This is a genomic window from Vibrio inusitatus (genome assembly GCA_024346935.1).
GTDB classification, from domain to species: domain Bacteria; phylum Pseudomonadota; class Gammaproteobacteria; order Enterobacterales; family Vibrionaceae; genus Vibrio; species Vibrio inusitatus.
The window spans coordinates 935,005-947,300 of sequence record AP024879.1 but is presented as its reverse complement, the minus strand read 5'-3'; the positions used below and the strand labels follow the sequence as shown (position 1 = coordinate 947,300).

At 41.0% G+C, this 12,296-nt stretch carries 11 protein-coding genes and 2 pseudogenes; 9 read left to right on the top strand and 4 right to left on the bottom strand.

Annotated features, from left to right (window positions below; all coding sequences use genetic code 11):
- Nucleotides 1-5 precede the first annotated feature (5 nt).
- Nucleotides 6-1,295, bottom strand: coding sequence for an FAD-binding oxidoreductase (locus OCU48_RS17250; protein ID WP_141345030.1), 1,290 nt, complete (start codon nt 1,293-1,295; stop codon nt 6-8).
- A gap of 1 nt (nt 1,296) precedes the next feature.
- Entirely contained in the window at nt 1,297-1,692 is a 396-nt protein-coding gene (locus OCU48_RS17245; RefSeq protein WP_141345031.1) for a GtrA family protein, read from the bottom strand.
- A 113-nt stretch (nt 1,693-1,805) separates the two neighbouring features.
- On the opposite strand from OCU48_RS17245, the gene OCU48_RS17240 reads away from it, so the two are divergent.
- The 5 genes and pseudogenes from OCU48_RS17240 to OCU48_RS17220 all read left to right on the top strand — a co-directional run.
- Nucleotides 1,806-2,651 (top strand): decaprenyl-phosphate phosphoribosyltransferase, encoded by an 846-nt coding sequence (locus tag OCU48_RS17240; RefSeq protein ID WP_244312259.1) that lies wholly within the window; start codon nt 1,806-1,808, stop codon nt 2,649-2,651.
- A 14-nt stretch (nt 2,652-2,665) separates the two neighbouring features.
- The gene (locus OCU48_RS17235; protein ID WP_141345032.1) at nt 2,666-3,091 is read left to right on the top strand and encodes a divergent PAP2 family protein; all 426 of its coding nucleotides are present in this window, start codon (nt 2,666-2,668) and stop codon (nt 3,089-3,091) included.
- A gap of 13 nt (nt 3,092-3,104) precedes the next feature.
- A complete protein-coding gene (locus OCU48_RS17230; protein ID WP_141345033.1) occupies nt 3,105-4,034 on the top strand; it encodes a lysylphosphatidylglycerol synthase transmembrane domain-containing protein in 930 nt (309 codons plus the stop codon).
- A 264-nt stretch (nt 4,035-4,298) separates the two neighbouring features.
- A pseudogene (recA, locus tag OCU48_RS17225) lies at nt 4,299-4,470 on the top strand (recombinase RecA); the annotation flags it as partial.
- Nucleotides 4,471-4,534: 64 nt separating this feature from the next.
- Nucleotides 4,535-5,406 (top strand): annotated as a pseudogene (locus OCU48_RS17220) (IS3 family transposase); the annotation flags it as partial.
- 28 nt (nt 5,407-5,434) lie between these two features.
- Here the strand turns inward: OCU48_RS17220 and OCU48_RS17215 are convergent.
- Both OCU48_RS17215 and OCU48_RS17210 read right to left on the bottom strand, forming a co-directional pair.
- A complete protein-coding gene (locus OCU48_RS17215) occupies nt 5,435-6,331 on the bottom strand; it encodes a cation diffusion facilitator family transporter (RefSeq protein WP_141345035.1) in 897 nt (298 codons plus the stop codon).
- A gap of 172 nt (nt 6,332-6,503) precedes the next feature.
- Nucleotides 6,504-7,382, bottom strand: a complete 879-nt coding sequence (locus OCU48_RS17210) for a LysR family transcriptional regulator (RefSeq protein WP_141345036.1) — start codon at nt 7,380-7,382, stop codon at nt 6,504-6,506.
- Nucleotides 7,383-7,555: 173 nt separating this feature from the next.
- Between OCU48_RS17210 and OCU48_RS17205 the strand changes: the two genes are divergently transcribed.
- The 4 genes from OCU48_RS17205 to queE all read left to right on the top strand — a co-directional run bounded on the left by OCU48_RS17205 (nt 7,556) and on the right by queE (nt 11,137).
- On the top strand, nt 7,556-8,134 hold the full coding sequence (locus OCU48_RS17205; RefSeq protein WP_141345037.1) for a class I SAM-dependent DNA methyltransferase: 579 nt from the start codon (nt 7,556-7,558) through the stop codon (nt 8,132-8,134).
- An 813-nt stretch (nt 8,135-8,947) separates the two neighbouring features.
- The gene (locus OCU48_RS17200; RefSeq protein WP_141345038.1) at nt 8,948-9,952 is read left to right on the top strand and encodes a porin; all 1,005 of its coding nucleotides are present in this window, start codon (nt 8,948-8,950) and stop codon (nt 9,950-9,952) included.
- A 155-nt stretch (nt 9,953-10,107) separates the two neighbouring features.
- The gene (gene queD, locus OCU48_RS17195; protein ID WP_141345039.1) at nt 10,108-10,470 is read left to right on the top strand and encodes a 6-carboxytetrahydropterin synthase QueD; all 363 of its coding nucleotides are present in this window, start codon (nt 10,108-10,110) and stop codon (nt 10,468-10,470) included.
- A gap of 19 nt (nt 10,471-10,489) precedes the next feature.
- Nucleotides 10,490-11,137 carry a 7-carboxy-7-deazaguanine synthase QueE gene (gene queE / locus OCU48_RS17190; RefSeq protein WP_167496172.1) on the top strand — a complete coding sequence of 216 codons (648 nt, stop codon included), beginning with the start codon at nt 10,490-10,492 and terminating at the stop codon, nt 11,135-11,137.
- Nucleotides 11,138-12,296 lie beyond the last annotated feature (1,159 nt).

Sequence of the window (12,296 nt, the reverse complement as noted above, 5' to 3'; positions counted from 1 at the left end):
GATATTTATAATCCTATCCGTTTGGACTGGAGCGAGTGATACAGTATATCTACGCTATATTCTTTTCTTAATGCTTGGAACTCTTTCCATTGAGGGTACCCAGCCTTAAACATATCTTCTGACATCCTGACATCTTTAGATAGATACAAACGCCCTTCGTATTTTCTCACGATGATATCTAAGCGGTCGAGTAAAGCAAATAGCTTGTCGTTTAGTTTGAAATCAAGCGCTAATGTATAGCCTTCCATTGGAAAAGATAAGTGGTTTTTGTTACCTTCACCAAACACCTTTAATACGGCAAGGAAGGACCCTTGCTTTGATTCGGCAATAGCAGCAAGAATTTGGGTCAGACCTTCTTTGCCTGCTTCTTTAGGGATAACAAATTGGTATTGCGTAAAGCCATTGCCACCGTACATACGGTTCCAGTTGTTTATACCATCAAGTGGATAGAAGAATGGGTCATAGTGAACAGTATTGTTTACTTCTTGTTTCAGTTGCTTGTTATAATAAACTGAGTTAAATGCCTGTATGGTGTATTTGTTCAACAAAAAGGAAGGCATATCACACGGTATATTTAATAAGCCGTCTTTATGCGTGGTCAGTGTGCCTTTATCAGCGTGCTCACCTAGCATCAGCAATGAACGACCTAGGTTATCGCCTGTAGATAGGCAATCAATCCACGCAACCGAATAGGTCACATCTTTATATTGTTCAAATAGTGCTAAAGCGGTTTCAAGGTTTTTAGCTTTAACTACTTTTTGATTAATGTAGGCACTGGTTATCGGTTTCAATTTGAATGCTGCCTCCGTGATAATGCCAGTTAATCCCATTCCGCCACAGGTAGCGTGAAACAAGTCAGGGTTATCTTCTCTTGAGCAAGTGATTTCTTGCTCATTAGTGATGAGGGTTAACGAAGTCACGTGATCACTAAAACTACCTACAAGGTGGTGATTTTTTCCGTGAACATCACTGGCAATAGCGCCACCAACGGTAACAAACTTGGTTCCGGGTGTGACGGATAGGAACCAGCCTCTAGGGACAAAGTTTGTTAAGATTTCATCAAGTGAAACACCAGCTTCACAGCGGACAACCCCTGTATCTTCATCAAAAGAGATAAAATGATTTAGCTGGTCACTGACTACGATATTTTCTGAAAGTGCACTGTCACCATAGCTACGACCTAAGCCTCGTGCTATTCCGCTTTGCATTTCATTCACTAGCTCTTGACTTGTTGAAGGTGTGTTGATTTTGGCATCAATGAGTGGGTATTTCCCCCAGCTTGTTATTTTTTTCATTCTAACGCTCTATAAATACATATTTTTTATCTAAGTAGTACTTAGTGATGTAGCCAATACTTAGCCCTATCACAGCGCCTACATAGCGCATCGTTTTGGTGTCAAACCAAAGGTCAAAGGTATATTCCGTAATCCAAAACAGGATAGTAGTAATCACGCCCATTAAGCTATAGAAAAAGAAGGTAGTTACATCTTGTTTCTGACTTTTAGTTTCAAACTTAAAAATAAACTTCTTATCTAGCAAGTATTTAACGGCCAAGCCAGCCAGCGTGCCTGTGAACATACTGACAATGATTTCATACTCATACTGAAAAAGGGTTGATGTTATTTCTTGTGTGAAAAGATTCACGATGGTCGCTACGATAGCAAAAGCGACATAAAGCATACTTTTAGTCATTATATATATATTGATTTTCGAAAACTATCAGTATATCTTTTTGCCTGGTTTTTGCCTGGTTTTTGCCTGGTTTTTGCCTGGTTTTTGCCTAGATAATATTAAGAAGAATTAAAATGTTCAGTTTACCTTCAGTAATACGTCTTATGCGACCTAAGCAGTGGGTGAAAAACGCCTTTGTTTTTGCGCCTTTGCTTTTCTCAGGATTATTCACTGATATACAGTCAGTTCAGCATACTCTATCTGCCTTTATTATTTTCTGTTTAGCGTCATCAGCAACTTATGTGTTAAATGACTATAACGACATTGAAAATGATAGAAAGCACGCTGTTAAATCTAAATCAAGACCGCTAGCATCAGGCGAAGTGAGTAAACCACAAGCTCGAATTTTGATGGTTGTTTTGTATGGTGTCGTAGCACTATCAGCTTTGGTTTACCCTAAAGTAGTAGCGGTAGTTGCAGCGTACTTACTACTAAATGTGGCATATACTTTCTACCTTAAACATCAACCTGTATTAGATATTTTTACGATAGCGACAGGTTTTGTTTTGCGAGTGTATGCTGGTGCAGTTTCTTTAGACGTACCACTTTCTTCTTGGATGTTTATTACTACGCTTTCTCTAGCACTTTTTCTGGCATCGATAAAAAGGCGACAAGAGTTGATGCAAAGTGGTAAAAAGGCTCGAAGTGTATTGCAGCATTACACAGTTGAACTTGTTGATAAATATGCTGAAATGTCAGCGATTTGTGCCATCTTATTCTATAGCTTATTTGTTCTTTCAGATAAGCCAGATATGGTGTATACCATTCCATTCGTTTTATTTGGCATATACCGTTATTGGTTTATTGTAGAGTCAAAAGATTCAGGTGAATCACCAACAGATACCTTGTTTACCGACCGTTGGCTCCAATTAACCATTCTCGGATGGGTTGTCGCTTGTTTCTATTCATTAACGGTTTAAAAAAGGAGAACGTTATGGATCTGAGCTACCTTATTACGCCTTTTCTTGCGTGGTTAGTGGCAGGCTGTGCAAAGTTTGCCATTAATACAATTCGAGCAAAACGTTTAGCTTTTGATTTGATTGGCTACGGTGGCATGCCAAGCAATCATAGTAGTATCGTAAGCAGTGCCGCAGCGATTATTGCTTTTAATGAAGGGCTTCAAGAACCTGCTTTAGTTGTCGCTTTAGCGCTTGCATTTATTGTCATACTCGATGCAAGTAGTTTAAGGCAGCAAGTGAGTAAACACGCTAAAGCCATTAATGTGTTGAACAAAGATAAAGTAGAAAAACCTTTAAGAGAGCGAATGGGGCATACTCGCCTTGAGGTTTTAGCAGGTATCGTCACTGGTATTGCTTCAGCTTGGTTTGTACATTATTTGTTCACGTTTTGCTTAATGTAATTAAATACAGCTTATGAGCAGCAACGTTTATATTCAGCGATTGAAACGTCTGTATTTATGGTTGGCTCTGGGCTTTGTTATTTACATTGCGTGGAAGCACTCATCAGATATTGGTGTTGCACTAGACTCTTTACAGTCGCTTTCAGTAGGATTGGTGATATTGTGCTTAGTTTTTGCTGGGGTGAGCTATTCTTGCCGCTCTCTTCGTTGGTTAGGGTATATGCGCCTTACAGAACAAGAGGCTTCGATAAATCGGCATATCGTCATTTATCTTTCAGGCTTCGCTTTTACAGCATCACCCGCTAAAGCCGGAGAGTTAATGAGAGGAACACACCTTGATGAATTAGGTGTTCCATTTCGATACACGTTTCTAAGCTTTGTGTCAGAGCGATTACTTGATGTTCTTGTCGTTTTACTATTAGGCACTTATTTTCTTATTGAACATTTCAATCTTGCCTTTAGTTTATTATCAATTGCAATGCTCCTCTTGCCTTTCATTGTTGTTCCAGGGCTAAACGTATTGCTTAATTTGGCTTTAAGTAAACCTTGGTTTGAGCCAATTAAGATACTGCGTGATTTGTGGCGACTGCCAGTGGCTTTAAGAAGTCTACTGTACACACTCTTAGCCTGGACAGTTCAAGGTTTGATTTTATTCCTAATATTACGAGGGTTCGGCATAGAAATTACGATGGCAATGGCAGTAAGTATATATTGCCTGAGTTTGTTAATTGGTGCCGCGTCATTGATCCCTAGTGGAATCGGAGTGACAGAGGTTGGAATGATTTGGCTTTTGACTCAGATGGGAGTCGACAATGATATTGCTATTATTGCGTCATTAATCACTCGTATGTTGACGCTCTGGCCTGCAATGATGATTGGGTTAGCCTGTGCTTTTGTCTTGAAGAAAGCCAAAACTGACTCATTCGTATTACCAAGTAGCTGACTTAGATTTGTTCTGTAACCATCTTGCAATAAGTTCCACGCTTATAGAGAGTTGTTAGGCGATTTAACAACTGGCGAAGCAGTGTAGCAAGTCATAGAATTCGATTATAGCTTTGCAGGTAAAATTCCTAGAACCTCATATTCGAGGGAAAGAAAAAATGTTACACAATCTACTACTCTGCATTTTCCATGAGTGGCAATCATGGAACAAGTGATTGAGAATCAGGAGTGCTCAATACGTAACAGGAAATTAAGTTTCATATTAATGTACGGCCCTGAATCATCGGGTAAAACAATAATTACTTTAAAGTTGATTGCGACAGTTCAACGTGAAGGTGAAACATGTGTCTTTATCGATTCGGAGCACACTTTAGATCCTATCTATGCACAAAAGCTTGGCCGTAAACATCGACGCTCTCTTAGTTTCTCAGCCAGATCTTCATTGATATGATGAGCGTGATGAACTCAAGAAACTCTAAAAAAGACTTCAGACTTCTTTGAGAAAGAAATGAAGTAAAGTGTAACTTCATCAAAGCAAGTCAGCTCGATATCCAACTATCTAGTTCAGCAAGGTAATGAAAGTCAGTCGTTTAGGCTATTATGACTGGCTCCAACGACCAGCTAAATTAATTACAGTAGAAACCTAATACCTTTATCGTCGAGTTAAAAGATTCTTCGAGAAAAGTCGAGAGATCCTTGTAAATCGAGAAATGACAAAGAAGCTTCGTGCAGAGGGCTTTGCCGCTGGGCGTCACCGGGTAAGGTCAATAATAAGTAAGCTTGGCTTGAAAGTAGTTCAGCGAGTTGTTTATAAGGTGACAACCAAACACAAGCACAGTGGTGCTGTCGATGATAATTTGGTGAACAAAAATTGGCTCTTAACCAAGTTCGGGCTGGTGATCTGACCTACTTTAAAACTTGGGAGGGCTGGATGTATTTAGCTACCATCATGGATTTGTACTCCAGCCGGATAGTTGGTTGGCATTTCGACAAACAAATGACGACAGATATAATCAGCGAGGCATTGATTAACGCTTATAACTTAAGGCTACCACGCAAAGGGCTAGTCTTTCACAGTGATTGACGCTTCCAATATACGAGTAAGAAATACCGTGAGCTTCTGCAAGTGTTCGGTATAAGAGCCAGTATGGGTGATGTAGGTGCGTGCTGAGATAATGCTGTGGTTGAACTATTCTTCGAGAGCCTAGAGTACGATTGGCTATTTAAAGTTCATCAACCGACTTGAGCACATATAAGCAAGATCTTTCAGCCTAAATGAGGTACTACACTTCGAAAGGCTACATTCGGTGAACAATGATATGTCGCAGGTTAACTATGAAAGTTTTCTAAAGAAAGTGTCCTGTTGGAGTTGACCAGAACAACTAACATCTTGGTATTAACTTACACAACCAAGCTTAAATTGAGCTGGCATTTGTACGGTAGGTGCTTGAGTTTCTTCGCTAGTTGATTACGAGTTATTTCTATATCTTTAGGTGCTATTTTAATCTGCTCTTCTATGTGCATATCAATATCGATACGCAGTTCGTTACCCACTTTGGTGACCGATGAAACCGTTAAATCAACTGCGTTATTAGATGGGACTTCGGTGACGCATTGATGAACTTCATTACATAAACTGTTATTTGCAGACATGTGAAGTAGCTCTGATAAGGCTTCTTTAAGCATTACAGCCGGTACTTTCAAAAAGTACCCAGCCATTAACAACATCATTACTGGGTCGGCGTATACGGCGTATGCGCTTAAAGAGGTTTGTAGCAATAGCCAAGCAACAACAAAGCCTAAAAGTACGGCCACACTGATAAGCGTGTCCATTTGCCATTGTTTAATTTCTGCGGCAATGAGTCCTGAGCCTAACTTTTTATTTTTGTTGGCAACAAGTGCCCAACCAAACGCACAACCGATTACGTTGATTAGACCAAAAAGGGTTGCGACTGAGGTATCGATTTCTCGACCCCCTTCAAATACTGAGATAATAGCTGAGTAGATGGAGATGCAAACTAAGCCTAAAATCACAGCCGCTTTAATTGCAATGACGATAGGTTCAAGCGCCGCTAATCCATGTGGAAAACGTTTACTGTTTGGACGTGCCATTAACGTAGCAGCTAGCAGTGACAATAAAGTTAACGCTAAGCTCACTAGAGAATATGCGCCATCGAAAATGATGACCATAGAGCCAACCCAATTACCCAACACAATGCCACCTACGGCAAAGCCAAGTGTTAGCAGGGCTGAATAGATAAGAATGCGACGTTCGGAGATATTTTTCCTGCCACTCATGATGAGCCTTTTTAAATATTAACTATGCTCATTGTTTGTTAGTGACAGTCAGCTTTCAATCAAAGTTTGTCCGTTCAGAGTGGCAGTTTTACTGTTGCTGTTTTTTATTCTTATATATCAGATGCTTATGCCGCCCCCTCTGTGTCACTTATTTTGACGCTCACTGAGGTGATTAAAAATCAAACAAGTAGTCGCTGAGTTTGTCACATAGCCAAACCATACCTGGGTGTGCTTCCATGCCTGTTGAAGAAAACATGCAGAACTCTTCTTGAGTGAGTCCGTAGGTATGCTTTATTACGGATAGAGTTTCATCTCTCAGTAAATGACGAATCAGGGGTTCTGGTAGCACTCCCCACGCAGATTCGGTTTGAATGGTGCTGAGAATATAATCAAAGCTTGAAAAACCAATATGCTTGAGAGAAAAGGGCAGTAACTCTGGGTTGTCTTTCTCATTGAGGTAAGCAAGAGTAACCTGCATAGCGTTGCGCAGTTGTTCATCGGAGACACGACGTTGTTTACTCAAGGAGTGATCTGAATTGCATACCGACATCATTCTGATCTTGCCAATGGGGGTAAACTCTATTCTAGGGTCGTCTACGCGCTCGTAGTCCACGCCAAAAGCAAAATCCACTTGTTTGGTTTCTACTAAGTTTGAGAGATCTCCACTAGAAGCCAGTATGATATTAAAAGTGGTGGCAGGGTATTTGTCATTGAGTCGGTGAGAGAGTGCTTGCCATATTTCATCTGGAATGGCGTCGTCTCGAGCTATCCATACTTCAGCTGTGAAGTCACCGCGTATATGTTTGCAGGTTTGTTTAATGCGAGATGCAGTCACCAACATGGATTCACAGTTTTTGAATATGGCTTTTCCCGCTTCTGATAATTCGAGGTTGTTACCACTGCGAATAAACAATTCTGTATCTAACTCTTTCTCTAGGGCTTTGATTGCCATGCTGAGCTTGGTACGATTGCAATCTAGTTGTCGAGCCGCTTCCGATACGGAACCATGCTGAGCGACTTGCACGAAGGCTTCTATGTGGGAAAGGTTCATTGTTACTCTTTTCAGAACGTGTAGGCTTTCAAATTAACTGATTGGGTGCCGAAAAATCAAGCGACACATGATCGAAGCCCAATATCTCTTTGTATTAAATGCAATTTTGTATCTTTTTTTATCAAGATTTGCTTTACTCAGCTTAAGCAACAAACTTTAGGATGGATAGTCAGATGGTGCACAATTGGGATGAATATGCTGCTGAGTGGGAAAACGACCCGGCAACTGCTCAATTCTCAGATCTAGTTTTCGCAGAGCTTCAAGCGCTTCACTCACTTAAAGGCGCAAATATTTTAGATTTTGGTTGTGGTACTGGCTTGTTAAGTCAAAGAATCGCGCCGTTTGCACGTAGTGTTGTTGCTCTAGATGCTTCTGAATCTATGATCGAAGAGTTGGACAAGAAAACTCTAGCGAATGTAGAACCGGTAGTCGATGAGCTCACTCGTGGCTTAGTGGCGCAGCACCCAGCGTTTAGAAAACAGTTTGATCTTGTTATCGCTTCATCGGTATGCGGCTTTGTCTCTGATTTCAAGGAAGCCGCGACTATCATTTACTCTTTACTTGATGAGCAAGGGATATTTGTTCATTGGGACTGGTTGAATGAAGATGACGCTGAGGGGCTTACCCAAGAGTCTGCTCACTCGATACTTCATCAAGCAGGCTTTAGCGATATTGAGATCTCTATTCCTTTTGAGATCGAGATGAAAGATGGCACAAGTATGCCTGTTTTAATGGGTGTCGGTTATAAATAACGGATTTATCCAGTTACATTGTTTTCATTAGAGCCTACAAAGAACTCAATAATCTGCGTCATACTGGAAAATACGCAGTGTTTATCCAGTATCTTAGTGTTTACGAAAGCCTGCCATGGGTACTCTCTAAGATCCTGAATCAAGTTCAGGATGACGGATGTTAGGTTTCCTAACCACCGTAGTACTCGTAAACACAGCAATACTTCCGTTATATTAAATTAAATACAACTATCAATTCACTGGATGAATAAAACCTTCTATATTGTCCTCTACTACAAACGTATCAATTGCTCCCTTTCAATGTTTAAAATGATTATTCGAATGTGACTTCCCTTATTGACACACACTATGAGTCAGCTCGACGTGTAATCTATAGAAATACATATTTTTCTACCTAAATTCCTCAATATATCAATCACAAGTATCATCAAGAAAACTATATATTCTGAGCTCAAAAAAACACCAATATATGACTGAGCAGAGGGCAATAGATCCTCTAGAAGCTAGCAATACTCTTGTTTTGAGCATAAATCATTCAGTAAGATACTTATAATGTGATCTATGCACGCTTTTTATTTGGTTTATTAAAAATTCATTACTACGCTGTTACAAAAGGTGATTTTTAGGACTAAGCCACAAATTGATGGTTTAAGACTAAAGGAGGGATGAAAATATATTTCCTTCTGAAAGTTACTTTGAGCAAATGAGCGATAAGCCATTTGCTAATAATAAAAAATAAGTCGATTGAGTAGTACGACATTTACTGTGTTTCTAACACAACTTTTTATACACATAGGTAAATGGAAAGACATTATGAAAAAGACAGTATTAGCAAGTGTAATTGCCGGTATGGCTTTTAGCGGTCAGGCTCTGGCAGTGGAATTGTATAATAGCGGTGGTTCTACGTTTTCTGTAGGCGGTCACATCTCAATGGGTATCGGTAACGATGATGACGATGAACTTGAAGTACAGTCAATCTCGCCTCGTATCAACATCAATGCGACGCAAGATTTAGGTCATGGTTGGAGTGCAGATGTAAAGGGTGAGTGGAGTGTTAATACGCTAGAAGGCGGAGATAACTCGTTCTCTACTCGTTTAGGTTACATCGGCGTCACGCATGAAACTTGGGGTCGTGGTGTTGGTGGTACGCAATGGTCGCCTTACTACGATGTCGGCGGAATTGCAGATATGCCAATCGCGTTTGCCAATGACTTCTTATACGTTAACGGCTATGAGCTAGGTACTGGTCGTGCAGAGAGAATGATATCGTACCGAAAAACCTTCAACTTTGGTGACAACTTAGACTTCAACTTAGGTGCTGGTTGGCAGGGTGATAATAGCGAAGGTGGTACTGATTACGGCAACCGCGGTCAATTAGGTTTGTCTGTTGATCTAGGTGGTATTTTCGTAGGTTATGCTTTCACTACAGGCTCGGTTAGCGGCTCAAATGATGACGCGATGGGTAATCTAGTTTCAGCTAAATACGGCACATATGGTGATGGATTGTTTATAGCAGCTGTATATGAAATGGGTGACTCTTTCCGAAATGCTGTCGGTCAGGCTGGTGCATATGATTCGTATAGTATTGAAGCAATTGCAGCATTTGCACTAGCCAATAGTCTGAACTTCTCTTTGAACTATGAATCTCATGAAAACGATGACGATAGTAAAACTGTGTTTAGCCAAATGGCATTGCAGGTGGAATACAACTTTACTGGAAAATTTATGGGTTACGCAGGTTACCAGATCGATTTGGGTGATGATTACGCCGATGATGGTGATGACAAGTACGCTCTAGGTGTTCGATACTATCTATAATTTTCTTTTATAGAATACCTAATGAAGGCAGAGCGAAAGCTCTGCCTTTTCTTTTGGTTGCAACTTCAGTTTTCGTTGGGGGTTTGGGCTAAACTTGCTACAATCCGTGACTTTCTCTTTTAGGTCTATTTAGACCCAACGTACAGAAGAACACTATGACTACCGAAATCTACAAAGAGTTTATGTTTGAAGCTGCCCATAAATTGCCTCACGTTCCTGCGGGGCATAAGTGTGGTCGTTTGCATGGACACTCATTCTTGGTCCGCCTTTACCTTAAAGGTGAGGTGGATGCTCATACGGGCTGGATTATCGATTTTAGTGATGTAAAAGAGAAGTTTAAGCCAATCTATGATCGCCTTGATCATCATTATCTTAACGATATCGAAGGTCTTGAAAACCCGACTAGCGAAGTGCTGGCAAAATGGGTGTTTGAACAGACTAAGCCGTTATTGCCACTTATAAGTAAAGTAGAAATTAAAGAGACCTGCACTGCCGGTTGTATCTACACAGGTGAATAACGTGCTTAAAATCAATGAGATGTTTGAAACGATACAAGGGGAAGGCTTCTTTACGGGAGTGCCTTCAATCTTTATTCGTTTGCAGGGATGTCCAGTTGGGTGTGCTTGGTGTGATACCAAACAAACTTGGGATGTGAACCTTGAAGATGAAACCGACCTTAAAACTGTTTTACTAAAGCAGGGTGATGATGAGCGTTGGTGTAGTACTAGTGAAGCGGTGCTGGTGGCTTATTGTCTTGAGCAGTACTCAGCAAAACATGTAGTTATTACAGGTGGAGAGCCATGTCAGTATGACCTGTTGCCTTTGACTACAAAATTAGAAGCAAACGGTTATCGTTGCCAAATAGAAACGAGCGGCACGTTTGAAGTGCTGGCAACACCGAATACTTGGGTAACGGTGTCACCAAAGATTGGCATGAAGGGCAAACTTCCAATAGAGCCAAGTGCAATGTCTCGTGCTAATGAGGTTAAGCATCCGGTAGGGAAGGAGTCTGATATTGACGATCTCAAATCTTTGCTTGAAGTGAGCAAACTTCAAGATGGAGTTGAGGTTCTACTGCAACCTATTAGCCAAAAACCTAGAGCGACAAAACTGTGTATTGATACGTGTATTGCCAACAACTGGCGCTTGTCAGTGCAAACGCATAAATACTTGGATATTGCTTAAGGGAAGCAACTGCCAACTATCAGCTTCAAGCTTTCAGCCATCAGATGTTTAAACATTGTCATCCTCGAGTGCTTTTATCGAGGATCTGTAGGTGGAGAGATTCCCGCTAAGAGCCTGCGGGAATGACTTTTACTTACAACTCACTGCATTCCGCTTAAAGTTTATTTGCGTCATCCCCGAGTGCTTTTATCGGGGATCTATAGGTTGGAGAGATTCCCGCTAAGAGCCTGCGGGAATGACTTTTTGCAACTAACCGCATTCCGCGTAAAGCCTATTTGCAGTCATGCTCGAGTGCTTTTATCGAGGATCTATAGGTTGGAGAGATTCCCGCTAAGAGCCTGCGGGAATTACTTTTTCTTATAACTTACCATATTCTGCTTAAAGCTTATCTGCTGTCATCCTCGAGTGCTTTTATCGAGGATCTATAGGGTGGAGAGATTCCCGCTAAGAGCCTTCGGGAATGACTTTTTCTTACAACTCACCGCATTCCGCGTAAAGCTTATTAGCAGTCATCCTCGAGTGCTTTTATCGAGGATCTATAGATTGGAGAGATTCCCGCTAAAAGCCTGCGGGAATGACTTTTTCTTACAACTCACCGCATTCCGCGTAAAGCTTATTAGCAGTCATCCTCGAGCGCTTTTATCGGGGATCTATAAGTTAGAGAGATTCCCGCTAAGAGCCTGCGGGAATGACTTTTTCTTCCAACGCACCATATTCCACTTAAAGCTTATTGGCGTCATTCCCGAGTGCTTTTATCGGGGATCTATAGATTGGAGAGATGCCAGCTAAGAGCCTGCGGGAATTACTTTTTCTTACAACTTACCACATTCTGCTTAAAGCTTATTTGCGTCATCCCCGAGGGCTTTTATCGAGGATCTATAGATTGGAGAGAATCCCGCTAAAAGCCTGCGGGAATGACTTTTTCTTACAACTCACTGCATTCCGCTTAAAGCTTATTTGCGTCATCCCCGAGCGCTTTTATCGAGGATCTATAGATTGGAGAGATTCCCGCTAGAGTCTGCGGGAATGACTTTTCTTATAACTCTCCGCATTCCGCGTAAAGCTTATTGGCGTCATCCCCGAGGGCTTTTATCGGGGATCTATAGGTTAGAGAGATTCCCGCTAACATCATGCGGGAATGACACGTATTCTAGCTGAT